This is a genomic window from Paenibacillus qinlingensis, from assembly GCF_013204845.1.
GTDB lineage: Bacteria > Bacillota > Bacilli > Paenibacillales > NBRC-103111 > Paenibacillus_E > Paenibacillus_E qinlingensis.
This window is the reverse complement of sequence record NZ_JABMKY010000002.1, coordinates 464,035-489,013: the sequence shown is the minus strand read 5'-3', so window position 1 is coordinate 489,013 and position 24,979 is coordinate 464,035. Positions and strand designations below refer to the sequence as shown.

Sequence of the window (24,979 nt, the reverse complement as noted above, 5' to 3'; positions counted from 1 at the left end):
AGTTGTCCATGTCTGACGAAATGAGCAAAGAAATACTGGAAGAGTTAAAGAGAATAAACGAAAAACTGGATCAATTACAAACGTCAAAAGGGTTGTCAACCCCGATGAAATTTGTTGCCATATTGTTGGGCTTCGTGGTAATTGGTCCTGCGATTACAATTCTAGTATCACGATTCTTCAATTAAATATTAGTAATATTTACTGATTAAATATCTATATGTATTTCGATTTAGAATGGAGATTCCCATGATAAGAATGTATACAGATCCCAAAGGAGAAGCCTACGAGCAAGTCATCGATGTAGCGATACGAAACTCGGAATGTTTTGTTCTAAGCGAAAGATTATGGCATCTTGCAGATGGGGAGGAGAAGCAATACACACGTGTATTAGAATCGTTGGAGCCTTACTTGGTGAAGACGATCATCATCCAGGGCGAGACTATTGAAGATGTTATCCAAGTTAAAAAAGCTTATCACAGTCATGCTTTTTATACCGCGGGAACTTATTATTTATATAAGTGTTGTAAAGAGAGTGGCAATCTGCTGAAGCAGATGGCAAATCAGTTGTCGGATTGGATATTTCCTAAACTTCCGGAAGACTTGTGCTTTTTGAAAGAAGGCGGTGGCGACTACCTTTATTCAATTGTGCATGAACATCAGTATGGGATGGATATAACGAACGAAGAAGCCATGCAACTGATGGATCAAATTACTGGGCTTTTTCTAAAAATAGAGGCTCACTCAGACTTTGATCGACTACTAGATGATGCCATTAAGCATAAAACGGATTGGTTATATATAAGTCGACATCAACTTAAAGAGTTGCCGGAGAGAATCCGGGAGCTCACGGAGCTGCGGGAACTGATCATTTTTGAACAAGATCTTTTCCACTTACCTGAGGGGCTGTTCGAGTTAAGTAAACTTGATAGCTTGACAATCCAAACAGCAGATTTGGCGTATATTCCAGCATCGATAGCTAAGTTGAAAAACCTAAGAGTATTAAGTATCCAATGCGGAAGCTATGATCGGCCGACTCCGGGATTTCAGATAAAGCCAAAGGAGGAGATTCATCTCAGTGTCATTCCAGCTGAAATTGGAGAGCTAGAGAAGCTGGAACAGTTAACGATACAATATACCTCGATTCACGAATTGCCAATCGAGCTCATGAAGCTGAAGAAGCTGCGGGTATTAAACATTAGCATGTGCATGATTGATCGGAAGCCTGATTTTCTCACTGATATGGAGCAATTAGGGCTTATCAATATAGCGCGAGATTCGGAATGGGAACATGAGTGAATCCAAAGCGCATGACGATATTCATCCCTCCAAGGTAGTAAAATAATGGTATAAATGCCTTACTGCATGGCATCTGTTTATCTAAGGAGGTAAAGATGGCCTTTATTCGTTTGATTGTTATGGTGCTGGTCGTTGAAGTTATGATAACGATGGTAGTCAGTTTGGGTATTTACTTTGGATTTGCGATATATCCGTATTCGTTGACAACGTTATCGACAACAGGTGCCGCTGTGCAAACAGGTGGTTTCAACGCAACAATACCCCTATATATGCCATCACTAGGTGACTTGAAAGTTCCATACACGTTTCTACGTTTAGGTACTCCAGCATGGGGAGCAGCAGCGTTCCTAGTAACCGCCACCTTAATGGCAGTACAAAGTTTTATACGAGGCATGTATTTAGGCGCTCTGAAAGGAATGGTTCTGAACCAGGAGAACATCTCGCTCTTCGCGATAGGACGCAGATATTTCGGAGGTATGATCGCATGGACGATTTTTCAAACTGTGACCGGCGCGTTACTTCTCTTCTTTGCAGCCGCTTTTTTTCCCATTGGGATTATCTTGATGATTGCTTTGATAGGCTATTCACTCACGCCGTATGTGATCGTTCTTGAGAATAGCAGCTTTCGTGCTGCATTGGCAAAAGCGCCTCGCATATTACGCAGCCATATCGGTTCTCTGCTGTCATTAGCGTTGCTGGCTATGATTTGCACATTAGTTATCAGTCTGTTTCGGTCTATGACACCTCCATGGGGATATGCGGTTCCGTTGCTTGCTTACGCATGTATGGGAACCTTGTTGATAGGCTGGCTTATGAAAATGCTAGCGGTGAATCTAACGATTAGCCCTGAGCAGACTGAGGTTCAGCCAAGCGATAAGATTCGAACAAGAGGAGTGGTGAACGCATTCTATGTGCTGCTAATTCCAGCGTTACTCATCACAGGAATATTGACTGCTTCGGGAAAGCACTATAGTATGTTCGACTTTGGTAGTAAAAAGCAGCTCGAAGGAATCTCTTATGTGACAAGTTTCTCCGACGTGTACTATGCCTCTAAAACGAAGTATACAGCCTATATGTGGCAACCAGAAGAATACAGCATCGCTATGCATCTTCCTGACCTGTCCGGCGAACAGAAGCCTGATGAACTGCGGGGCGTAGCAAATATTACGTGGCAGATGGATGAGGAAATTCGCACCGCACAAGGGAATTCAACCCAAATCGATGTAAAGCCTGTCATGCACGAAAGTCAGTTAATGTATCGATTAATCAAGGAAAAAGCAAAAGATGGTAATGTGTATTACTCCAGTTTGAGAGGCTCATCTTCGATTCTGCCAGGTGATGTAGAGCCGCGTGAACCAATCTCCGTACAAATCATGGTCAGTGGAGATGGCAGTCAGATTTTTGTTATACAGTATCCAACACGCTTCGATATTTCACCTGTATTTCGTGTTTCGGATGATGGGAGATATTTAGTTACGGGAACCAGCCCACTGAATCCAATGGATTTCCACACCTATTGGTTTACTACGGAACAACATACGGATCATATGTTCAATTTACTTGCTGCCAAAAACCAATTGAATGACACCGCCATGTTTAATCGAGCCTACCTCGCGCTTGCTTCTGCTATGCAGGAAGGAGATGGGCATACGGTTGTTAAAGTACTTAAGACAATGAGTCAATCCGGTGTAGACGTGAAAGCTCCAGACTGGGATAGTCAGACGTGGACAGCTTACTTGCATAATCAATATCTAGGTATAAGTTGGGATAAATTTCTTGAACTGCTGACCAAAGCAGGTGTTCAAGGTAGTTATGAATTGAAAGATCTAACATCACTTAAAAGTGACGACAAGATCGGTGTGTTTCGGCTTGATGTACCTTTTCCGAATGACGTTATCCCAATCACGTATACGGAATCTAAGGCAGATGGCAAGTTATTATCCATACATGTGATGGACTAGATCTTGGCTTTCATTGTTCTTGCACTTATAATTGAATGTATTGCATGATAAGCCATACCAACGGAGTGTAACCGACATGGGTAGAGAAAATGTAAGACCTATTTACAAGGCAGGCGAGTTGTTATTGAAAGAAATTCAACGTACGAATGTACCAGTGGATGGGGTAGCGATATGGAGTTTGGGCCAAGCTGGGGCGCTGATTAAAGCAGGCAACTCTGACGAACTCATTTGTATTGATCCCTATTTAAGTTATTCAATTGAATTGGAGAATCCGGATACGGAGTTTAAAAGGGAAATTCCGCCGCCGCTTACGCCGCAGGAGCTGGATGTCAACATCGTATTGCTCACGCATTTCCATAATGATCATATGGATTTAACTACGATCAAGGGTGTTTCTGAGGCTCATCCAGAGACGACATTCGTGGCACCAGCTTCACATGTGAATTTGCTTCATGAAATAGAAGTGGATACAAATCGAATCATTGCTGCCAAGCAAGAGCAGGTGATTTCCCGACAAGGCGTAACCATAATTCCTGTTGCGGGAGCGCACACAGCGTATGAGACGGATCAAGATGGGAATCAGTACTATTTGGGTTATTTTATCGAAATCAACGGAGTGAGAATCTTTCATACAGGAGACACGGTTGTCACACCAGAGTTGATCGAGCATGCCAAACGATTTCAGCCCCATGTAACACTTCTTCCAATTAATGGGGGTGATTATGCGCGGACCTCCAGAGGGATTGTGGGGAATATGAACTTCCGTGAAGCAGCTGATTTCGGTGTTGAAATCGGATCCGATCTCCTGATACCTATTCATTTTGATATGTTTTCCAAAAATCGTGATAACCCGGCTTACTTCGTTGATTATTTGTTCCATACGTATCCTGCGCAGAAGTTCCACATGATGTCCGCTGGAGAGCGTTTCATCTATTTTAAATAATTGATTATGATAGTATGGAGAAAGGGCTGCCTTATGGTAGTTCTTTTTTGTATTTCGTAAGGTGATTTCCTTAAAATAGATCATACTTTTGTATAAATAAAAGATCCACTTCGTGGTTATTTCTTGGTATATTAAATAGGGAGAAATGAACTTATAAGCCGTTAGGGAGGAATGTACATGTACACGTTTGGATGGTGCAGTGGGATTCAGGAAGCGGAGAGACTTGAGCGATTGGGATTTGATTATATCGAATGTGCGCTTGTAGCTTTAAATCTAGAAGATGAGGCGGATTTCGCCGCCAAGCTACCTATGTATCTGAACAGTCCACTCCCCGTACAGGCATTCAGTATTTTTTTCCCAGGAGACTTGAAAGTGGTCGGGCCAGAAGCCGATGAGGAACGAATTCGACGTTATGTTCATAAAGCTGCAAGCGCTTTAAATAAGATTGGAGCCAGAACTGCCGTTCTCGGCAGTGGAAAAGCACGTCACATTCCGGATGGTTGGGAACGGAATCGCGGAGAGCAGCAACTTCTTCAGCTACTCGCACGTATCGGAGAAGAGTTCTCCGGAACAGGTGTTACGCTAGCCATTGAGCCCCTGAATCAAAAGGAGTCCAACATCGTGAACACGGTTTCAGAGGCAGTGATGTTGGCCAAGCAGGTTAATCTTCCGTCGATCCGAGTATTGGCAGATTTCTATCATATGGATGAGGAGCAGGATCCGATATCCACGTTGATTGAAAATAAGGACTGGCTTCAGCATATCCATCTTGCCGATACGGGGCGGTTGTCGCCTGGCACAGGGCAATATCCTTATGATCAATTTGCGGCCACACTCAAAGCATCTGGCTATGCTGGGATGATTTCTGGGGAGTGTACGGTCCATGATCCAGAGAATGAACTTGCGGCAAGTTTGGCTTTTATGAGAGGGAAGTTCCTGTAGTGTTCCTGCCCAATTGAAAAGGATTTAGCACAAAGGGGTCGAAATAATTAATACCGAGTAATTAACTGTGATTTGATTTTTCGGGAATTAGGCAGATAAGGTTGTGACGCAATTGTTAAAAGATAAAATACTTCGAAGAGAATCAGGTATCATAACATATGGTATGACGCCTCCCAAGGAAACACATTCGTTAGAGAAAATGGCTGAAATTTCACAAAAACAATGTGAGCGACTTCAGAAACTTCAAATAGATGGTTTAATTCTCTATGATGTTCAGGAAGAAAGTGATCGCATAGATCAAGATCGGCCTTTTCCTTATCTGCAGACGGTTGACCCGACTACGTACAGTAAGACGTATTTGAGCAAGTTGCATATCCCGAAAATTATTTATCGATGTGTGGGGAAATACACAGAGGAACAGTTGGCGGAATGGATTCAAGCTGATCTTGATGAGGAGCGATTCTCCGTATTCGTGGGGGCATCCTCCAGTAAACAAGATGTTCAAATGAGACTGCCAGAAGCGTATGCGTTAAGTAGGAAGCTGAATGACAATCTAACTTTAGGGGCCGTCGTTATCCCTGAAAGACATATGAAAAAAGATGATGAACATCTCAGAATGATCAGCAAAATAGCGAGTGGCAGTCGGTTTTTTATTTCCCAAGCGACCTATAATGTCGAAGCCTCGAAGAACTTTTTATCGGATTATTATTATCATTGCAAAGAGAATAAGCTGGATATGGTGCCAATCCTCATGAATATTGCGCCGTGCGGCTCCACGAAGACCCTTGAGTTTATGAAATGGCTTGGAATTTCAATTCCGAAATGGTTGGAAAATGATTTGAAGTACTCGCATGATGTGCTTGATAAATCGGTATCGGTTTCCCAACAAATATTTGAGGAAATTTTCGAATTCGGCCTTGAAAAAGGCATTCCGATCGGATGCAGTGTGGAAAGTGTCTCCACGCGAAAAGTTGAAATCGAAGCTTCGATTCAATTGGTGCATGAGATCAAAGCAATGATGGAGAAGAAAACGAGATCTGCATTTGTTTACTAAGTGTATGTCATAAGAAGGAGCAAATCTGCGTCAGCAGTTGCTCCTTGTTTTCATTTTAGCTAATCGAAGGGGAATCACATTGAGAGAACAAAGTTACGTAAACGAAATGACAGATGTTTTACAAGCGATTGGTTTAAATGAAAGCGAAATTCGAACAGGTTTGGCCTATATAGAAGGCAACATCTTGGAAGATGAATTAATGGTATGCGTAGCCCCTAAAGATTTCAAATTACTGCAACGGGAACAGCGTCGCAAAACATGGGCATTGCTGGCTATGTTGAGGAAGAAGAAAGATGAACCCGATAGGATCGGAAGATATCTATCACTATTCATATACATAGGTAAGGATAGTTTTCTAGAAACTAGCTCCGATTTCAATATGGAGGATGCCTTGTGGCGTAGAGGATGTTTACGTCTTGTTACCCAATACAACGTCCCATACACTATCGTTTGGGAATGGATGCTAGCGAAGAGCAAGTTTTTTGATTATCGAGGAAATCCGGAGTCCTATGCCTTGGAATTTGTGGAATTAATGGCGCAAACGGATCCAGACTTGTTGCACAAGTTGTACTCAGATCAAGATGTTGAAGTGCAGCCCTATATTGCTGCGTTGTTAACTAAGCATAACGGTGAAGATAATGAAGCTTTAGCATGGTTTGAAAAACATTTTGACCGACTTGCCTCGGTTGATCATTTGGATACAGATAATAAGAGAAAGCAGCTGAGAAATTGTGTTTATTTGGCTGTTTCAGTAAAGCAGCACAGTCGTATAGCATGGGAATACTTGAAAAAACTGATTAATGAGGATCCGAATGCTTTTGTAACGAATTGTAGAATGGCTTTTTATCATGATCGTGACAAGGAATTGCGTAAAATCCCTTACATGCTGGAAGAGTTTGGAGCTTTGCGGGAGCACTATCTCATCAACCTTGCTGGACCTGGTCTAGGAAGCCGCGACGGGTCCTATGATGATGTCTTGAGAGAAGAATACGCTGCTCGACCAGAGAGCTTCGCAAAAGCAATCGCTATGTCAGCAGGATTAAAAACCCTGCATTTGTGTCGTATAGTCTGGGAGAAAGAAGAAGAGAAGCCTTACTTAGGTGATGCGCTTCGGGAATTTACTAATTATTTGGAAGAATTAATTCCGAATGATCCTCAATTACATGCTTACTTTCGAGGAGAAATCCCATTTGCAGAGGTTGAACGGTACTTCCGCCATCTGCATGAGACTTCAACAGGTTCTAACTATCGTAGAATGCTTGATTTGAAGGATCTACGCAACCTCTCCGAGATGTTCGACAGGGGTTTGTGTTTCTTGGCTTATGCCGATATGGAAACGCTTTGGATCATGGGCAGCTGGCTGTCGGATAAAGGATTCACTGTGACAGAGCTTGTTGAACGAATCACCAACGCTGGTGGCGATAGTCGTATATTGCTCCCGATGATAGTTACGAAATCTTATACACAACATTCCTCTGGTGATGAGGCCTTTAACCAAACCGGATATCAGTTTTTGAGATCCTATATACGTGATCACGGAGAAGTCATAGTAGCCCTTCTTCAGGACTCGGAGGATAATAAATATACGAAGAAGTTTCTTCTCGAAGAGCTTCACCAATCCAATAATGAAACGTACATACCTTTCATTTCCACGTATCTGAAGGATGATAATAAGGTGGTAAGGGATACAAGTATCGCAATACTAAGAGAATATCCTGCCGCATTGCCTTTTGTGTTGCCCTATCTTCTCCATAAAAAGCCTGCAATAAGAGAGACAGTGGTGCAACTCTTGTGCAGCTGGAATGATGAGCCTTCCCACATGGAGCTGGAGCGCTTGCTAGACGTAGAGAAAAATGAAAAAATCAAAATGCTTATTCTAAACACTTTAAAGGAAAAGCCAGAGATCACACATCAAGAACCGATTAGCAAAGACGAAATCAGCTCATATTGCAGGGCGCAACTACAACATGCGAAGCTTCAACAAATAGATTGGATTCCCTTCAATGAACTACCACGTATACGACTAAAAGCGAATCAACAAATTATTGAACCAGTCATTAGCCAATATTTGTTGTATTCTTATGCGATTCAGAATGAGATTGTAATGAATTGGGAAGCTCGCTCGGTAGCTGAACATCTAGAATTGGAAGACCTTTCCCAAGTTGCATGGTTTCTCATGCAGAACTGGCTTGAATCAGGTGCCGATGTTCAAAAGAAATGGATAATGGCTTTTGCTACGATGTTTGGCGATGAGCGAGTTATGAACCAACTTCACTCTTGCATCCTGAAGTGGCCATTAGAATCAAGATTAGCTGTAGCAACAGAAGCCGTGAAAGCATTGGTGCTTTCAAAGAAGAATTCTGGTTTGCTTATGGTTGATCAATTGGCTAGAAAGAGCAAGTTTAAGCAACTTAAGAAAACAGCTCAGGAGGCTTTAGCTAAAGCTTCAAAAGATCTTGACATCGATCCAGAGGAGCTTGCCGATCGCATCATATCTAATCTCGGTTTTAATTCAACTGGACACAAAGTTCTCCAATATGGCGAGCGAGCGTTGAATCTGATACTTACGAAAAAGCTGGAAATCCGAATTGAGGACGCTGAAGGCAAAAGTTATAAATCTTTGCCGACACCTGGGAAACATGAGGATGTAACGCTTATTAAATCAGCAACGGATGAATTCAAACAGTTGAAAAAAGAGCTGAAGCTTGTTACGGATTCTATCGCAATCCGCTTAGAACAAGCGATGTCATCAAGGCGTTATTGGACGAAGCCGGCTTGGGAAGAGCTCTTTATACAGAATCCCATTTTACATTTCTTTGCACGCTCTTTGATCTGGGGGGCTTATACAGCGGAGGAAAAAGAATTGCGAGAAACCTTCCTCTATTTGGATGATGGGAGTTATACTTCAGCGAATAATAATGTAATTGATTTAGATGATAAATCGTATATTCGACATATTCATCCGCTGGAACTCAATCATACTTCCATTGAATTATGGAGAGAACAGTTGAAAAGGCTTGATATTGCCCAACCTTTCGCACAACTTGATCGTAAGGTGTTTATGCCAGAGCATGACGAATCCCTGCGTGTTGAGCGCTTCGGTGGCGTACAGGTAAATGGGTTCTCGTTACTAGGGAAGTTAACCAAGGCTGGCTGGCAGCGCGGGTCCATCGTAGATGGGGGAGGTTACGATGAGTTTTTCAAAGAGAATGAACATCTTGGGGTTGGTGTGAATTTGACCTTTAGCGGAACTTCGGTAGGGTATGAGGATGAAACTGTGACGGTACACGAACTTATCTTTTATATAGCTGGCAAAGTGAAGAGAGGTCCTTACATCTACAGTAACATCCAAGAGGAAGAGTTGATTCATCCATCGGATATTCCAAGTCATTACTACAGTGAAATTCTATATGAAATAGATCAGGCATTGTCAACGCGAGTTGGCTTTGTGGAGGATTGGAAGTAAAATGGGGTTAAAAGAGTTTTTCAAATCGGAGAGGATGCGTTAAGAATGGCCATAAACCATGAATCTCAAATTGGAGAAGTTCTATCAACCAGTCGTTATGCGACTCATTCCTTTAGTAAACAGACTGTCGAGGGCATTAAGCTCTTGGCCGGACTTGGCGTTGAAGGTGATGCACACATGGGGAAGACGGTAAAGCATCGCTCACGTGTTGCGCAAGATCCGAATCAACCGAATCTTCGCCAGGTTCACCTCATTCATTCGGAGTTATTTGACGAAGTAAAAGCTTCAGGATTTCGTGTTGAGCCTGGACAATTAGGTGAAAACATTACAACACGTGGCATAGATTTACTCGGACTGCCAACCGGAACCAAGCTAACCATCGGCATGGATGCTGTCATTGAAATTACAGGGCTCCGCAATCCCTGTGTGCAAATCGATCATTTCCAATCAGGGCTGCTGCAAGCAGTTTTGGACCACGATGATAATGGTAACCTCGTCCGTAAAGCAGGAGTTATGGGGATCGTATTAACGGGGGGAGAAGTGCGAGTTGGGGATGAAATCCGCGTAATCCTTCCTATGGAGCCCTATCGTCCACTCGAACGAGTATAGAGTATGAAAGGAAAAGGCAATGAAAACAATTGGATTAATAGGCGGCATGAGTTGGGAATCCTCCTTGCTGTATTACCAAATCATCAATCAGCGAGTAAAGGAAAAGTTAGGTGGGCATCATTCAGCCAAAAGTTTGATGTATTCGGTGGATTTTCATGAGATCAAGACGCTTCAGCATGAAGGTAAATGGGAAGAAGCGACTAATGTGATGATCGAGTCCGCTCAGAAACTGGCATCTGCAGGATCAGATTGCATAGTTATTTGCACAAATACGATGCACAAGATGGCAAAAGAGGTTGAAGACGCTGTATCCATCCCACTACTTCATATTGCTGATGCGACTGCCAAAGAGATCGTGAAGGCGGGTATTAAGAAAGTCGCTTTACTCGGTACTGCCTTTACGATGGAACAAGACTTCTACAAAGGCAGACTTGTGGACAAATATAAGCTTGAAGTGCTTGTCCCGAATGCGGACGCAAGGAAAATTGTCCATGATATCATTTACGAGGAGTTATGTCTCGGAACGATAAACGAGGATTCCAAGCAATCCTATATAGAGATCATTCGAGATCTAGTTGATGAAGGGGCGGAAGCGGTAATATTGGGCTGCACCGAAATCACGCTTTTAATTGCACAACAGGACGCGTCGGTTCCTTTGTTTGATACGACGAAAATTCATGCTGAATATGCGGTTGATTATGCACTGAGGGACATTGCGTATGATTTATGAAATAACGACTCGGTGGGATGAAGTTCTTTGGAAGAAAGCAGAGCAAGTATACGAAGGAGCCTTTCCAGAACACGGCAGAAAGAATCGTGCGCTCATTCGAAGCATGTTTGAAAGAGGCATTTGCCTGCTGCACACGTGGAGAATTGGTGAAGATGTGGTCGCAATGGCACTTACTGCGTTGAATGCTAGTGCACGTATGTTAATTATTGATTATATCGCGGTTCGCCAAGATCAGCGTGGTCATGGAGTAGGGTTGGCTTGTATGCATGATATTCGAAATTGGGCAGAGAACGAAGCCAATTGTTGGGGTATGGTCATTGAGGTCGAAGCTGAATCTTCCAAGGAAAATGCGGATCGGATTCGATTCTGGGAAAAAGCCGGATTTCATTTGACCGATTACGTGCATACCTACATATGGGTGCCGGAAACTTATCGGGCTATGTATGTGAGTTTTGGCACGTCCGAGACGTATGACGGAAGACAATTGTTCGAATTTATTACCGAGTATCATGAGAAAGCCTATCGTGTAAAAGGGAAATAAAGAATAGCCCACTCCTTCATTAGGAGGGGCTATTTCTGATCATCTTTTTGGATGCGCTGTATTTGAATATCATTCGTAAGAGTGGTGGCACCGCAAAGAAGATGAAAAAGGTACGAAACAACTGGTAGCCAACAACGACGGATAAATTAGCATTAATTTCGTGAGCGATAATCCCCATCTGATCCATTCCACCAGGTGCGAGACTGAGCAGTGCAGTCGATTTGGAGATGGCATGCAGGTGCATAAAGATAAAACTGAGTCCAAATGAGCCTAGAAGAAGGACTAGACTACTGCCAATTGCAAGCGTAATGATTTGGAGCTTGTGGTTGAGTTGAGCAGGCTTTAGCATTAATCCAACATGGATACCAATCATAATTTGGGCTGCATTAATTATCATTGTTGGCAGCGATGGTCCATGAAGTCCTAAGAGTTGAATGATTGCTGTACTGAAGGCAGGCCCGAGTAAAAAGGCAGTTGGAAACTTGATTTTATTTCCTAGAAGTGCACAACTAATACTGACTATGGCGAAAATGAAGATATTCGGTGTTAGGGCACCCCAACTTGCTGTCGAAGTCAATACCTGTTGAATTAGAGTTTCTACTGTATGCTGATTGCCCATGATCGAACTAAACACCAGCAACGGCACACAGACAACAATCATCATGAGGCGAACGACTTGTAAGACAGTCACGATAGTTAGATTGATACCCTCAGTCTCTTCTGCCAAAATAACCATCTGTGTAAGACCGCCAGGTATGCTTCCTAGCAATGTTGTTTTAAAGTTTATCCCAGATAGTTTGGATATGAAGTAGGCCAGCAATACACAGAGTAGCATTAAAAGCAGTGTCATAAGCAGCATGGAAGGCAGTTGAATCACCATTTCATGCAAAGCTGTCGCGGTCATGGAGAGTCCAATCGTGTATCCGACAATGATGAGTCCTGCATTTCTAATTGGAGTAGGCCATGCATATCGCTCTTTGAACACATTGGAACCAAGTAATACCGCAATCATCGGACCCAGAAGCCACGGGATAGGAATATGTAAGAGTTGAAACAAGTAGCCGCCTAGCAGGGCAGTAATGAGAGCTACGAACAGCCCGATAGGTTTATTTATGGAGATCTTTTGTATGACCATGGATCTATTGCACCACCTTGACAGAACTGTATTCATGTTAGCACAGTTCTATTATGCGTTCAAATAGGTCGCGATTTAGTTGGTTAGAGCTAAAACTAATATTGAAAGTCGAGGTTAGTCATCATGATTTTAAGAAGGATGTATCGTGCTGAATGGCAAACAGGGATGAAGGACCTCGGTCTAAAAGCTTTAGAGTTAGACAAACAAGCACAAATACGGGTAGCTCAGGGTGAAATAATGACTGCTGCAGCCTTCGTTTGGCGAAACAATCTTTTCCTCTATTATGAGTGCATGAGCCAAGAGGTTATGCCTGATGAAGTGGCTGGAGCTGCGGTTCCTTTTTTGAAGGAGTGGCCAGGTCAGGCGGAACCTCGGAAGTGGATCTTAATGATTGATGTGTTTCATTTTAATGAGCCTGCAAGTGTTGAGCATTGGCTGAGAAAAGAGCCCGTCGTTTCGCGGGTGGGTAGGGTTGCGCATTTGAAGCCGGAGATGATGAGCAGTTACATCTACTATCATTATCAGCTGCAAGAGGAGCGTGCTTTTCACGGGGAAAAGTATGAAATGATTGCGATGCATGAGAACCTGTTATTCGGTTATCAGGAATTTCCCAAAGTCATTGAGGAACCTGTGGTGGAGGGGCGTCTAAGTACGAAAGGAACACCTGAGAATTGGAACGATTCGCGGATGGACCTGCATTTTCAGCCATGGGAAGAGGATGGACATTTGTATTTTAAACCGATTGATCAAGTGTTTGCTTATTATGTGGGGGATTTGAAAGAATAAGGAGATAGTAAGGTGAATTTTAAATTAATCGATTTACGAAATCATCTTAATGAGTTAAAAGTAGTAGAAAACAACGCTTATTATGAATTTCTAAAGGTATCGTCAATGAGTGTAGGCCTCTATAAGTTGAATAAAGGTGAACGCGATAAACAAAAGCCACATACAGAAGATGAGGTTTATTTTATCCTCGAAGGTGAATCATCGTTTCAGAATGGGGATACAATTACACAAATAAGCAAAGGGGACATTCTATTCGTGGAGGCCCATAAAGAACACAGATTCTTTGATATTACGGAAGACTTAACTACTTTAGTCTTCTTTTCACCGGCAGAGCACGCTAATAAATAATGTGCGAATGTAAAAAGACACCCGCGGGGGTGTCTTTATTACGCGTGGTGAACGTTTCAGCGATGTTTCCGGTGATGCGAAATGGAACTACGTTCCACTATTTCGCGATAAATAGTTCATTAAGGACGGTGCAACCGTTTAAATGGAGGTGAGTTAGTCGAAATAATCGACTAACTCGAGGGAGCTGGCGCCTTCGTGCTTAGATAGGCTCACTCTTATTTCGTTATAAATACATTATCCATATAGTAGATGCCAGTAGCATCTGCGGCAACGCCAACTTTCAACCGACTGACATCAGATGCTGCTGTATTTTTGAAGCTAAATTGATTGGCTCTTTTTGCGCCGTTAACATACAAGTCAAACTTTTTGGTATCGGTATTCAGGATGACTTTGATATCATACCAGTTGCCACTGGTGATGGATTCAATACTCGAAAGCGTAGTTGCACCATCATACACTTTTATGTAATTACCCTGTAGGCCCACATGCAAGGCTGCTCTGTTCGAGCTGTCATAGACAATGAAGTCCTTCCAATTGACATCTTCCGTCCGCAGGGTGGCCTTGAAGGTCACGATGCCAGTTTGTGGGGTGAACGATTTCTCAGCGGTGGCAGCGTTCGTCGTGCTTGTCTTATTGATTTTCATGCTTCGATCAGGACCAGTGGCGAGTCCCACAGTTGGAACGTTCTGCACGGTAACGGTGCCCCCAGTTGTCACAGTGGTCCAGTTAGAGGGGGAGACACCAGCTGCTGAGTATCCGTTCATAGCGTCTTTGAAAATGATGGTTTCCGAAGTGAGCGTTCTCCCGAACGAAGGCACCTCGTCTCTCGTGAGTGTTACGACATTATTGTAAAATTGCGTGATAGTGTAAGTATCATTTCCGGGTCCATTTGCAGCGGGGTAGCCGTAGAACTGATTGTCTGCCCAACCGATAGCCCATGTGAGGAACCAGGTGTAGTCAAAATTTGTTTGAACGGCAGATTCGTTAGGGAGCAATCCAACTTCGGACAAGCCATAACGCTTACTGCCTAGAACAGAAGCCAGCTCACTATTCCCATTTGTGAATTTGGCATCCCCACGGGCTTGCGTATAGATGTCAGCGCCACCGAGATCCACATAAGAGGAGCCAGGGTAATAATTGCTGTTAACGGCATTGTTATCGTCGCGTCCTGGAGCCCACACCCAAATTAGGTTGTTCAAACCATGATAATTGGTGTAGCGGTCGTACATATTCTGCCATAACTTTTTGTAACTGGCTGCTGACTTACCTCCCCACCAAAAGCCAATGTTCATCTCATGATAAGGCCTCCAGAGTACAACAACGCCTTGATCCCGGAGGGATTGTAAATAGCCCGCCATCGTATCGATATGTGCTAACCATTTGTTGTACAAGGTCGTTCCAGGGGTTGTGAGCGAGTCGAAATCCGTCTGGGACATGGAACTGATCACACTGTTCCAACCACCAGCGTCCGCATTAGCATCCAAAGGGTTCGTCTCATGCCAAGAAAGGGTGACTAGCCCTCCTTTTTTCCAATAATCCGTTGCATGATCCACAATGAAAGACCGCCATTTACTGAGATCGTTAGCGTTCGTCACGTTGTATAAAAGATCATAACCAATCATCGCGGGATATTTGCCAGTTAGATTATAGAGGTGATCGGTCTCCAAGTATCCATAATTTTGCCCCCGTACGTATTGCCCAGAGATGATTTGATTGTTCGTTTGGACGGTATCGAAATAATTCAGTACGTTTTGAACAGCTTGCGTCGCGTTGGGATTAACTGGGGTTGCAGCATAAGCTGTAGTACCGCCGATCCATTGTAAGCCGGAACCGAGCAGGGCTACAATGAGTGTCGCAGCAAGTAATTTGGACAAGCATGTTTTCAACATTAATTAATTCCTCCTTGATTGGTGTTTGTGAACGATTTGGATGGATTCGCAGTGCCTTTTCGGAAAGCGTTTACATGTAAATAGTTATTATCTTCCCTCCTTTGATGCGGATGGTATAATTTTAAATGGTTTGAAAGGAGAGAAAGTCTGATTTTTTTGGCAACAAGTTATGGATCTTCGGATGTTAGCATACGAGCATAACTTCTTAACTCAGTGAAAGTCGCGGAAAACAGGCTTGACATTCCCTCAGATCCCTTGTAAGATATTGAAAAATTCATATCGAAATATTAATGAATGGGACAGTAATTCCTAACAGACAGTCACAGCGAGCCGGGTCAGTGTAAGCCGGTACGGATGTTATGAATGAAACGGACCCAGGAAATGGTTTGCCGAAAGTTGAGTAGGTAAATCCGGTCTATCGACCGTTACGAAACAGAGGGGTTAAACCAGAGGTTTAACACTTAGAGTGGTACCGCGGGAATTTTCAGCTCTCGTCTCTTTTATAGAGACGGGGGCTTTTTATATTTTCAAAAAAGGATAGGAGAGAATCGTTATGTTACATTATAAGCTCTATTTTGCAGGGAAAATCGCATCATTACTCACTGGTTTTAAAGAACAAGACATTATGACATGGATGGAATACCCAGCAAATCCGGATCAAGGAGATCTAACATTACCTTGTTTTCGACTAAGCAAAATCCTTAGTAAATCACCACAAGTCATTGCCGAAGAGGTAAAAACAGCGCTAAAAGATGAGCACATTGACGAGTTGGAAGCCGTCTCCGGTTATTTAAACATTTTTCTCAAGAAGTCTACGTTTGCTGAGTCTCTGATTAATCATATTAGCCAAGCTGGAGAACGCTATGGATCTCAGAAGTTAGGTCATGGCAAGACGGTGGTCATTGACTATTCCTCTCCGAATATCGCGAAGCCCTTTCATGTTGGCCATTTGAGATCCACGGTGATTGGCAATGCTTTATACCACATCCATGCTTTTCTTGGATATAACTGTGTGGGGATTAACCATCTGGGTGATTGGGGGACACAATTTGGGAAACTGATTGTTGCCTACCAATTGTGGGGTAGTAAGGAAGCTGTATACGAGAGAGCTATCGATGAACTTCTCGATCTGTATGTGAAATTTCATGAGGAAGCTGAGAAAGATCCTACGTTAGAGGATCAAGCTCGTTCTTGGTTTACGAAAATGGAGCAAGGTGATCAAGAAGCACTAGCCTTATGGCAGTGGTTTGTAGAGATCAGCCTCACCGAATTTCAAAAGATTTATAAGCTGCTAGGCGTTCAATTCGATGCTTATCAAGGTGAAAGTTTCTACAATGATAAGATGGAGCCCGTCATTCAGGAACTGAAGGATAAGCAACTTTTGGAAGAAGATGAAGGTGCTTTATTAGTTAGGTTGGATGACTTTGGCATGGCCCCAGCATTGATGCTTAAGAAGGATGGCAGCTCGCTGTATCATACACGTGACCTAGCGGCAGCTGTTTATAGAGCGGAGAAGTACGAATTTGAGAAGTTGATCTACGTGACGGATTATGCTCAAAATCTTCACTTTCAGCAGTTGTTTAAAGTTGTTGAACTCATGGGCTATGCGTGGTCCACCAAGCTTGAGCATGTGGCATTTGGACGTGTGAGTATTGAAGGGGGAAGTTTGTCGACCCGTAAGGGCAATGTGATTAGACTGGAAAATGTGCTGGAACAAGCCATTCAGAAAATAAGCGATGTCATCGAAGCAAGAAACCCAGGCTTGGCGAAGAAAGATGTAGTTGCTGAGCAGGTGGGGATAGGGGCTGTAATTTTTAACGATTTGAGTGCAAATCGAATTAAAGATATTGATTTCTCGTGGGAGGAAGCTCTTAACTTCGATGGCGAAACGGGACCCTACGTGCAGTACACCTATGCTAGAACCTGCAGTGTGTTGAAGAAAGCGCAATTAGCCGTCGGACATACGATGCAAAAGTCGGAAATAGACGGTGCTTGTTTGCAAAATAAAGAGGCCATGGCCGTTGTGAAAATGCTTTATCTATTTACGGAGAGAGTAGAGCAAGCCATGGTAAAGCTGGAGCCCTCGATCGTATCGCGTTATCTCATCGATCTCGCGCAAGCATTTAATCGCTTTTACCATGCTTGTTATATCCTAGTTGAGGATACACAGTTACGTGAAGCACGTCTAGCTCTAGTCCAATGCGTTCAAATTACACTGCGTAATGGGATGAAGCTAATTGGATTACAGGCACCTCAAGAAATTTAATGGGATTAATTATTGGTGTGTAAATTAAAGAAGTGCAGTGAAATGAATTGGTAAAAATCCTCATTCATGAGAGAATTTCTTAAGGGAATACTACTGGTCAATACAGGGTCAACCCTTAAGGAGCTGGTTTGTCGTGTTAAAGCGAGCTGCTGCGATTGTTACGACATTCTTATTGGCAAGCGGGTGCTTAGGAAGTACGCATGCACCGCAAGATCCAAGTTTGGAAGCAAAACAAGTCGCCCCCCTTGTCCAGATGAGTTCGTCACCGACACAGTCCTATCATTCGACTTCAAAGAAACAAGCAGAATCAGAAACCAAAGTTTCTAAGGTCACGCTTGCTGCAATCGGGGATATCCTTATCCATGATAAAGTTTATATAGATGCGAAGCAGAAGGATGGGACGTACAATTTTAATCGTATTTTTGACGGGGTGAGAAGTTTATTGCAAGCACCAGATATCCTTGTTGCTAATCAAGAAACGATGATTGGTGGCAAGGAGCTGAGGCTATCCACGTACCCTGCATTTAACAGCCCTCATGAAATTGGAGATGCCCTGAAGGTAGCAGGGGTGGATGTTGTTACCATTGCGAATAATCATGCACTAGATCGAGGCGAGAAAGTGATTCAAAGTGCGCTCACCTATTGGGATACACTTGGGATTCCTTACACGGGTGCCTTTAAATCCCAGAATGACCGCGACACAATAAGGACGGTTACACGAAATGAGATCTCGTTCTCCTTCTTAAGTTACACCTACGGAACGAATGGTATATCAACACCGAAGGGAAAACCGTTCTTGGTCAATCGGATCGATGACTCGCAAATTCGTACGGATGTGGAACAGGCCAAGCAAATGAGCGATGTCATTGTGGTTGCCCTCCATTGGGGGAACGAGTATGAACGAATTCCAGATGTTAATCAAACAACGCTTGCTCAAAAGCTAGCCAACATGGGAGTTCATATCATCATTGGGAATCACCCGCATGTGTTACAACCGCCTGCTTGGGTAGAAGGGAAGCAAGGGCATCGTGCGTTTGTTGTGTATTCGCTGGGCAACTTTCTTTCCGCTCAAATCAACTTATATAAGCAAATAGGTGGAATGGCCACCATCGACGTGTTGAAAACCACAAACAGAAATGCCAAGAAAATTGAGCTCATGAATCCCAGCTTTCTTCCAACCTATACGTACAGTCAACAAGGACGCCACTTTCAAATTATTTCAATGGATAGGTTAACCAATGATCAACTTATTCATGCTAAATCGCACTATGAAATGATAAAAAAACATATGCAGACGAATATCCCCGAACTGAACATCCTGTCGTCTTCCTGACATATCAAAAACACCGCACCTGCATAGCTGGGCGGTGTTTTGCTTTACTGTCGATCACGTTGAGGTTGCATCCTGAGTTGTCGCTTTATCCAGATTCAGCTTCAATGCAGCTTTTTTGGCTGTTAATTCTTTCATGATATCTTTTTGTAGACGATCACTTGTCTTCATTTCTTCGTTTAACTTATTCACGCGCGACATTTTACTGCTCAAATCACTGTGCGACTGGCTTAATTTCATATCTCGCCTAACCTGATTAATTTTGGCTTGTGCTTTTTCTATCTTTTTCTTCTCGTTTAGCAGCTTGCTTTCAAGTTCAGCAATTTCTTTCTTTAACTGAGCAACAATTGTCTTCGTAAAGCTAATGGCCATTCCTACACCCCGTATCCATTTCATGTAGCTGAGACATCATTCTACTATAAATGGCTGCTTTAAGCGAGAAATACCCTATTCATTTATCAGTCTATCGTTATTTCCATCCTTTTGCTGTGATGGTTTGTTTCTTGCGATTAAACAGCCTCTTGAATAAGCTTACATTCTTTTTACGTCTGAGAGTGAGCCGAACACCTTCGATAAGCAGCAAAGACCTTAATGAATCGCGGCGATTAAGTGTGTGTAATCTTTTGATAAACTGCTCGTCCATGTCGATCATCCTCCCAAATGTATACACAATAGTTAAGAACCTCAACACCAAACCTAACTCTATTATAATTTCAATAGACGAAAATATTTGTCAAACCATAGATGAGAATTAGGTTTCTTTTGTCGAAATCGTATGTATTTTTATGAAATTGGCGGATATCCTTTTAGTATTAAATCAGGGTTCAAATGAAATGTTTGAATTTTTTAACAAAAAGGTTTACTTTCGCCACCATTCCGCATATAGTTAAATCACGGTGTTTCCTTTGGTAAACTTTTTGTCCCACTGGAAACTTTATTTTTACTTAAAATGTTTCCCTAGGTAAAAAAAATTGTAAACAAGCAATTTATAATAGGAGGTCATAGCGATGTTTCAGAAACCAGATAAAAAGTTATCGAGACGTAATCTTTTGAAGCTAGGAACGACAGGAGCGTTTGCTGTGATAGGAAGTGCATTATTGAATCCTTCCTCGTTATTCGGTAGGCCACCGATCGCACAAGCGCAAGATAAGCATGATATTCACCATGCGATGAAAGAACAATTACATGAGGGTATGAAGCATGGCTATGTCCCAAGCAACGAAGTAACAGAAGGTTTCAAAGCTGCACAGCATGCGCTGACGGCATTTGATTATGGCAAAGTGAGTAAGCTTCCTGACGGTAGAACTCTTAGGGAATATGAAATCGCAGCCTATGAGGCCAATGTAGAAATTGCGAAAGGAATCAAGTTTCCTGGCTGGACGTTCAATGGGACAATACCTGGTCCAACAATCCGTTGTACGGAAGGTGATGTCCTGCGTGTGAAATTTACCAATGGCACCCTGCATCCACATTCCATTCATTTTCATGGCATGCACCCTACGAATATGGATGGACTTGAATCTGTACTTTCTGGGGATTCGTTTACGTATGAATTTGAAGCCAAACCAGCTGGTATGCACGTTTATCACTGCCATGTGGCTCCTTTAGCCAGACATATCCATAAAGGTCTCTATGGTAATTTCATTATTGACCCGAAGAAACCAAGAGCTGCTGCCAAGGAATTCAACATGCTGATGAATGGCTACGATCTGGATCTCGATGGGGAAAATGAAATTTACACCGTGAATGGTTATGCTTTTGCCTATCAGCAGGAACCGATTAAAGTGAAGGTTGGGGAGCTTGTACGTATTTATTTAAGCAATCTCACTGAATTTGATTTAATTAATTCCTTTCATCTTCATGCGAATTTTTTCAATTATTACGCAACGGGGGCAGATCCTGAAGCTCGGCCAGCGTATACCGATACCATTATGCAATGTCAGGGTGAACGTGGGATTCTGGAAATTGTGTTTCCTTCGCCCGGGCGATACATGTTTCATGCGCATCAAAGCGAATTTGCTGAACTAGGTTGGATGGGATTCTTCATTGCTGAATAAGAAAGGAGGCGACGTACGATATGAGTATCAACGAACAAACCACTAAGCCATCATCTTCCTCTAAAATAAAAGCTATTCTATGGGGCCTGTTGCCCTTGATCTTGCTATTAGCCATTATTACAACGATTGCCAAAGTAGGCACCGGTATTGAGAACGAACCGGCTGCTCCGATCGAAGTCTTGAATGTCGAGAAAATCACACTCAATGATGACGGTATTCAAGTGAGAGTACTGAACTCGGGGCCAGAAGAATTAACCATCGCTCAAGTTGTTGTTGATGGCGCATTTTGGAATGCTTCTTTTTCACCTAGTGATACGTTAAAAAGATTTGAACAAGGCATGATCCATATCCCATACCCATGGGTACAAGGTGATCCGCATGAAGTGAAACTCATCACGTCGAATGGTTTGATTTTCATAGGTGAAGTAGCTGCTGCTGCCGCTACGCCAGAAGCAAATGGGAAGCTTTTCTGGCAATACGCGTTAATTGGCTTCTATGTAGGTGTAATCCCCGTAGGGCTTGGTCTATTATGGTATCCATTTCTTCGTAGATTCTCGGTTAGAGGCATGCACGCGATTCTTGCGTTGACCGTTGGTCTGTTGTTCTTCCTAGTCATTGATACCTTTGGCGAAGGCTTTGAGATGGCTGCAGAAGCGCCAGGCGTCTTCCAGGGCTCAGGGTTAGTATGGTTCGGTGCTTTGCTGAGCTGTTTATTCCTGATCGCTGTCGACCAGTCGAATGAGCGTAAATTAAGCAGTGAGTCGTATGCTGGCAAGCGCGTCGCGAACAAAATCGCAACTGGCATAGGGCTTCATAATTTTGGAGAAGGTCTTGCCATTGGTTCAGCTTTTGCAGTGGGGGAGGCCGCGTTAGGGACGTTCCTAATCATTGGTTTCACTCTGCATAACATTACAGAGGGTGTAGGTATTGCAGCTCCGCTGCTGAAAGATCGGCCATCATGGAAAACATTTGTCAAATTAGCCTTAATTGCCGGCGGACCTGCTATAATAGGTACATGGGCGGGTGGCTTCATATTTAACGATACATTAGCTGCGCTCTTCTTCGGTATTGGTGCAGGTGCGATTCTGCAAGTCATTTACGTTATTTCGAAAATGATTCTTAAAGAATCTGAGAAAAAAGGCTTATCTCCGGTATCTTGGTTAAACTTTAGCGGACTTACAGCAGGTATATTAATCATGTATGTAACTGCGTTAATGGTGAAATTTTAAGGTTTCTCAATCATGGAAAGAGTGGTGACTCATATGCTATCAGGTATTGGCATACCAGGTCTTATTGTAATTGTAGGTGTTGCGCTATTATTATTCGGACCAACAAAGCTCCCGCAGCTAGGTCGTGCTTTCGGGACGACAATCAAGGAGTTTAGACAAGGAACGAAGGGATTGTTAGAGGACGAAGAGACGAAAGATAAGCAGAAGGATACACATTGATTTTGCCGAGATATCGGAGCATGTAAGAGAGCTGTCCAGTGGTAGCGTAAGCTGCTTCACTGGGTGGCTTATTTTTATTTGAAGATTCTGTGGGTTGATCTGCTCGATTGGAACATTTAATTGTAAAAGGTACATCTAATTAGCTTTAATTACGCTGGAATATGAAAATAAATGGAAATAATGTATTGCTGAAATATAACTGTAGATTTTCCAGATAATTCATGGGAGGACTTGGAGAAGGGATACAATGACAAATGTGAATGAGCATTGTAATATATATGGCAGTATATAACGTCAAAAATAATCGAAAATTAAAGCAGATTCTTGAAGAAAATCGCCAATTAGAAGAGAAAAATGAATAACGGATGGAGCCAAGCAATGAAATCATTAGAACAATTTTGGAATGAATCGTATCAAAGGCCTGACCTCAAACCTACATTCGATAACTGGCTGGACAAATATTGGCAAGCACACTTATCTACGGTTAGTAACGAAGATCTTATCGTTGATCTTGGTTGTGGTGTCGGTAATAACACAAAGTACCTGGTAGAACGTGGACTGTCGCCAATCGCTTGTGATATCTCCGAAGTGGCAATCCGTACATTAAAGTCATTCCTACCGGATGTTCAAACACTTTGTTTGGATATGACGGAGGGTCTTCCTTTTCCAAAACAATCTGTACAAGTTTTGATCGCTGATCTTAGCATTCATTATTTCGATGAAGCGACTACCCATGAAGTCATCCGAGATCTCCATCAGGTGCTGAAACCAGATGGTATTTTACTAAGCCGGTTGAATTCAACCAATGAAATTGGCAATAAAGGAAAAGTCATGCAAACAACTGAGAGATTTTTAATGGAATCGGAAGGGATCTACCGAAGATTTTTTGATCGAGAGGAGATCGAGCGATTTTTTAATAGCGAAAAGTGGACATACCTTCATACGGACGAATATGAAATGGATCGATATGCCAATAAGAAGATGCTGTGGGAAATTGCGTTGAAACCACATGGACAAGTGGAAAAGTCATGATAAAGCAATAAGTAGTCAATTTCCGCATGTGGAGTTGTAAAGGATTTGGTTCGGGATGGGCGAACCTCTAATATATACATTTGTAACATCGAGTTGAACCATTATATTGAAGCAGAAAAGGGGATTTCAATGAAACAGATTGGCATTGCACTTATTGGTTGCGGGGCGATTTCCGGCGTACATTTGAAAGCCATTTCAGAAATACCGACAGCGAAACTAGTGGCCGTGGTTGACACGAACGCCGAATTAGCTGCTCAAACAGCTGAAACGTACTCCTGCGCGTATTACACGGATTATCTCGAGATGCTGAAAAATCCTGATATTGACGTTGTTCACATATGTACGGCACATTACCAGCACGCGCCAATGGCAGTTGATGCACTTCATGCTGGTAAGCATGTTCTTACGGAGAAGCCGATGGCTGAAACGAAAGAAGCAGCGCTTACGATGTTGCGTGCAGCAGAATCCAATCCGAATGTACAGCTTGGTGTTATTTTCCAAAATAGATATAACCCTGCTTCCCAGATCATGAAGAAAACGGCTCAATCAGGTGAATTAGGGAGATTGCTTTGTCTAAAAGGTATTGTTACATGGAGTAGAGATGCCTCCTATTATCAAACAGAATGGAAAGGTAAATGGGCCACAGAAGGTGGTGGTGTCCTGATTAACCAGTCCATTCATACGTTAGATTTATTGCAATGGATAGGCGGAGAAGTAACTAGTATTAAAGGAACCATGTCGACGGATTCACTTGAGGGGATTATTGAAGTAGAAGATACTGTCCATGCACACCTCACGTATCAAAGTGGAGCCACGGCTATCTTTTATGCAACGAACTCGTATGGGATAAATTCCCCTGTTGAGATTGAGCTTGTCTTTGAAAAAGGGAAACTCGTACTCACGGGTGATACGTTGTATCGCGTGATTGATGGAGTGCAAACAATGCTGACTTCTCCAGAAACGTCGAATCTAGGGGCCAAATCGTACTGGGGAATCAGTCATGGTACTCAAATCGCTGATTTCTATGACCATATCTTATCGGATCGCAGCTACGGTTTGAATGGGCCCGAAGGATTCAAAGCGTTTAATCTCGTTATGGATGTGTATGAATCTGCTAGATCAAGGAAACGAATTAGCTATCTGTAA

At 42.8% G+C, this 24,979-nt stretch carries 23 protein-coding genes and 1 other annotated feature; of the genes, 19 read left to right on the top strand and 4 right to left on the bottom strand.

Going from position 1 to position 24,979, the window contains the following annotated elements:
* Positions 1-2: 2 nt before the first annotated feature.
* The 10 genes from HQN88_RS05575 (at position 3) to HQN88_RS05530 (ending at position 11,542) form a co-directional block, all read left to right on the top strand.
* On the top strand, positions 3-185 hold the full coding sequence (locus HQN88_RS05575) for a hypothetical protein (protein ID WP_173108887.1): 183 nt from the start codon (positions 3-5) through the stop codon (positions 183-185).
* Between the two features lie 61 nt (positions 186-246).
* Entirely contained in the window at positions 247-1,296 is a 1,050-nt protein-coding gene (locus tag HQN88_RS05570) for a leucine-rich repeat domain-containing protein (RefSeq protein WP_173109237.1), read from the top strand.
* Between the two features lie 95 nt (positions 1,297-1,391).
* Positions 1,392-3,257 carry a hypothetical protein gene (locus tag HQN88_RS05565; protein ID WP_173109236.1) on the top strand — a complete coding sequence of 622 codons (1,866 nt, stop codon included), beginning with the start codon at positions 1,392-1,394 and terminating at the stop codon, positions 3,255-3,257.
* Between the two features lie 76 nt (positions 3,258-3,333).
* Positions 3,334-4,200 (top strand): MBL fold metallo-hydrolase, encoded by an 867-nt coding sequence (locus tag HQN88_RS05560; protein ID WP_173109235.1) that lies wholly within the window; start codon positions 3,334-3,336, stop codon positions 4,198-4,200.
* 177 nt (positions 4,201-4,377) lie between these two features.
* The gene (locus HQN88_RS05555) at positions 4,378-5,142 is read left to right on the top strand and encodes a sugar phosphate isomerase/epimerase family protein (protein ID WP_173109234.1); all 765 of its coding nucleotides are present in this window, start codon (positions 4,378-4,380) and stop codon (positions 5,140-5,142) included.
* 103 nt (positions 5,143-5,245) lie between these two features.
* Positions 5,246-6,196 (top strand): methylenetetrahydrofolate reductase, encoded by a 951-nt coding sequence (locus HQN88_RS05550; RefSeq protein ID WP_274320689.1) that lies wholly within the window; start codon positions 5,246-5,248, stop codon positions 6,194-6,196.
* Between the two features lie 79 nt (positions 6,197-6,275).
* Positions 6,276-9,662 carry a DUF4132 domain-containing protein gene (locus HQN88_RS05545; RefSeq protein WP_173109233.1) on the top strand — a complete coding sequence of 1,129 codons (3,387 nt, stop codon included), beginning with the start codon at positions 6,276-6,278 and terminating at the stop codon, positions 9,660-9,662.
* Positions 9,663-9,707: 45 nt separating this feature from the next.
* The gene (locus HQN88_RS05540; RefSeq protein ID WP_173109232.1) at positions 9,708-10,271 is read left to right on the top strand and encodes an MOSC domain-containing protein; all 564 of its coding nucleotides are present in this window, start codon (positions 9,708-9,710) and stop codon (positions 10,269-10,271) included.
* Between the two features lie 19 nt (positions 10,272-10,290).
* Complete coding sequence (locus HQN88_RS05535; RefSeq protein WP_173109231.1) at positions 10,291-11,001, top strand: aspartate/glutamate racemase family protein; 711 nt, start codon at positions 10,291-10,293, stop codon at positions 10,999-11,001.
* Positions 10,991-11,542 carry a GNAT family N-acetyltransferase gene (locus HQN88_RS05530; protein ID WP_173109230.1) on the top strand — a complete coding sequence of 184 codons (552 nt, stop codon included), beginning with the start codon at positions 10,991-10,993 and terminating at the stop codon, positions 11,540-11,542. The genes HQN88_RS05535 and HQN88_RS05530 overlap by 11 nt, the downstream gene beginning before the upstream one ends.
* A gap of 19 nt (positions 11,543-11,561) precedes the next feature.
* On the opposite strand, the gene HQN88_RS05525 is transcribed toward HQN88_RS05530, so the two are convergent.
* Positions 11,562-12,677 carry an AbrB family transcriptional regulator gene (locus HQN88_RS05525; RefSeq protein ID WP_173109229.1) on the bottom strand — a complete coding sequence of 372 codons (1,116 nt, stop codon included), beginning with the start codon at positions 12,675-12,677 and terminating at the stop codon, positions 11,562-11,564.
* Between the two features lie 123 nt (positions 12,678-12,800).
* On the opposite strand from HQN88_RS05525, the gene HQN88_RS05520 reads away from it, so the two are divergent.
* On the top strand, positions 12,801-13,463 hold the full coding sequence (locus tag HQN88_RS05520) for a hypothetical protein (RefSeq protein ID WP_173109228.1): 663 nt from the start codon (positions 12,801-12,803) through the stop codon (positions 13,461-13,463).
* Positions 13,464-13,475: 12 nt separating this feature from the next.
* Entirely contained in the window at positions 13,476-13,811 is a 336-nt protein-coding gene (locus HQN88_RS05515) for a cupin domain-containing protein (protein ID WP_173109227.1), read from the top strand.
* Positions 13,812-14,026: 215 nt separating this feature from the next.
* Here the strand turns inward: HQN88_RS05515 and HQN88_RS05510 are convergent, their stop codons facing one another.
* Positions 14,027-15,700: a glycosyl hydrolase gene (locus HQN88_RS05510; protein ID WP_173109226.1), complete on the bottom strand. Its 1,674-nt coding sequence runs from the start codon at positions 15,698-15,700 to the stop codon at positions 14,027-14,029.
* A 281-nt stretch (positions 15,701-15,981) separates the two neighbouring features.
* Positions 15,982-16,202: a binding site (T-box leader), on the top strand.
* 51 nt (positions 16,203-16,253) lie between these two features.
* Between HQN88_RS05510 and argS the strand changes: the two genes are divergently transcribed.
* Complete coding sequence (argS, locus tag HQN88_RS05505) at positions 16,254-17,966, top strand: arginine--tRNA ligase (protein ID WP_173109225.1); 1,713 nt, start codon at positions 16,254-16,256, stop codon at positions 17,964-17,966.
* A gap of 133 nt (positions 17,967-18,099) precedes the next feature.
* Positions 18,100-19,299, top strand: a complete 1,200-nt coding sequence (locus tag HQN88_RS05500) for a CapA family protein (RefSeq protein WP_274320684.1) — start codon at positions 18,100-18,102, stop codon at positions 19,297-19,299.
* 54 nt (positions 19,300-19,353) lie between these two features.
* On the opposite strand, the gene HQN88_RS05495 is transcribed toward HQN88_RS05500, so the two are convergent.
* Together HQN88_RS05495 and HQN88_RS05490 are read right to left on the bottom strand one after the other, a co-directional pair.
* Positions 19,354-19,692 (bottom strand): coiled-coil domain-containing protein, encoded by a 339-nt coding sequence (locus HQN88_RS05495; RefSeq protein WP_173109224.1) that lies wholly within the window; start codon positions 19,690-19,692, stop codon positions 19,354-19,356.
* 73 nt (positions 19,693-19,765) lie between these two features.
* The gene (locus tag HQN88_RS05490) at positions 19,766-19,939 is read right to left on the bottom strand and encodes a hypothetical protein (protein WP_173109223.1); all 174 of its coding nucleotides are present in this window, start codon (positions 19,937-19,939) and stop codon (positions 19,766-19,768) included.
* A 364-nt stretch (positions 19,940-20,303) separates the two neighbouring features.
* Here HQN88_RS05490 and HQN88_RS05485 point away from each other — a divergent pair, with 364 nt between their 5' ends.
* The 5 genes from HQN88_RS05485 (at position 20,304) to HQN88_RS05465 (ending at position 24,979) form a co-directional block, all read left to right on the top strand.
* Positions 20,304-21,353: a multicopper oxidase domain-containing protein gene (locus HQN88_RS05485; RefSeq protein ID WP_173109222.1), complete on the top strand. Its 1,050-nt coding sequence runs from the start codon at positions 20,304-20,306 to the stop codon at positions 21,351-21,353.
* Positions 21,354-21,373: 20 nt separating this feature from the next.
* A complete protein-coding gene (locus HQN88_RS05480) occupies positions 21,374-22,582 on the top strand; it encodes a ZIP family metal transporter (RefSeq protein ID WP_173109221.1) in 1,209 nt (402 codons plus the stop codon).
* A gap of 12 nt (positions 22,583-22,594) precedes the next feature.
* Complete coding sequence (locus tag HQN88_RS05475) at positions 22,595-22,801, top strand: twin-arginine translocase TatA/TatE family subunit (RefSeq protein ID WP_327205116.1); 207 nt, start codon at positions 22,595-22,597, stop codon at positions 22,799-22,801.
* A gap of 378 nt (positions 22,802-23,179) precedes the next feature.
* On the top strand, positions 23,180-23,833 hold the full coding sequence (locus HQN88_RS05470; protein WP_173109220.1) for a class I SAM-dependent methyltransferase: 654 nt from the start codon (positions 23,180-23,182) through the stop codon (positions 23,831-23,833).
* A 129-nt stretch (positions 23,834-23,962) separates the two neighbouring features.
* Positions 23,963-24,979 carry a Gfo/Idh/MocA family protein gene (locus tag HQN88_RS05465; RefSeq protein WP_173109219.1) on the top strand — a complete coding sequence of 339 codons (1,017 nt, stop codon included), beginning with the start codon at positions 23,963-23,965 and terminating at the stop codon, positions 24,977-24,979.

Coding starts and splice junctions, on each gene's coding strand:
- HQN88_RS05570 (WP_173109237.1), top strand. CDS start 247: ATGATAAGAATGTATACAGATCCCAAAGGAGAAGCCTACGAGCAAGTC.
- HQN88_RS05565 (WP_173109236.1), top strand. CDS start 1,392: ATGGCCTTTATTCGTTTGATTGTTATGGTGCTGGTCGTTGAAGTTATG.
- HQN88_RS05560 (WP_173109235.1), top strand. CDS start 3,334: ATGGGTAGAGAAAATGTAAGACCTATTTACAAGGCAGGCGAGTTGTTA.
- HQN88_RS05555 (WP_173109234.1), top strand. CDS start 4,378: ATGTACACGTTTGGATGGTGCAGTGGGATTCAGGAAGCGGAGAGACTT.
- HQN88_RS05540 (WP_173109232.1), top strand. CDS start 9,708: ATGGCCATAAACCATGAATCTCAAATTGGAGAAGTTCTATCAACCAGT.
- HQN88_RS05535 (WP_173109231.1), top strand. CDS start 10,291: ATGAAAACAATTGGATTAATAGGCGGCATGAGTTGGGAATCCTCCTTG.
- HQN88_RS05530 (WP_173109230.1), top strand. CDS start 10,991: ATGATTTATGAAATAACGACTCGGTGGGATGAAGTTCTTTGGAAGAAA.
- HQN88_RS05525 (WP_173109229.1), bottom strand. CDS start 12,677: ATGGTCATACAAAAGATCTCCATAAATAAACCTATCGGGCTGTTCGTA.
- HQN88_RS05520 (WP_173109228.1), top strand. CDS start 12,801: ATGATTTTAAGAAGGATGTATCGTGCTGAATGGCAAACAGGGATGAAG.
- HQN88_RS05510 (WP_173109226.1), bottom strand. CDS start 15,700: ATGTTGAAAACATGCTTGTCCAAATTACTTGCTGCGACACTCATTGTA.
- argS (WP_173109225.1), top strand. CDS start 16,254: ATGTTACATTATAAGCTCTATTTTGCAGGGAAAATCGCATCATTACTC.
- HQN88_RS05495 (WP_173109224.1), bottom strand. CDS start 19,692: ATGAAATGGATACGGGGTGTAGGAATGGCCATTAGCTTTACGAAGACA.
- HQN88_RS05490 (WP_173109223.1), bottom strand. CDS start 19,939: ATGGACGAGCAGTTTATCAAAAGATTACACACACTTAATCGCCGCGAT.
- HQN88_RS05485 (WP_173109222.1), top strand. CDS start 20,304: ATGTTTCAGAAACCAGATAAAAAGTTATCGAGACGTAATCTTTTGAAG.
- HQN88_RS05480 (WP_173109221.1), top strand. CDS start 21,374: ATGAGTATCAACGAACAAACCACTAAGCCATCATCTTCCTCTAAAATA.
- HQN88_RS05475 (WP_327205116.1), top strand. CDS start 22,595: ATGGAAAGAGTGGTGACTCATATGCTATCAGGTATTGGCATACCAGGT.
- HQN88_RS05470 (WP_173109220.1), top strand. CDS start 23,180: ATGAAATCATTAGAACAATTTTGGAATGAATCGTATCAAAGGCCTGAC.
- HQN88_RS05465 (WP_173109219.1), top strand. CDS start 23,963: ATGAAACAGATTGGCATTGCACTTATTGGTTGCGGGGCGATTTCCGGC.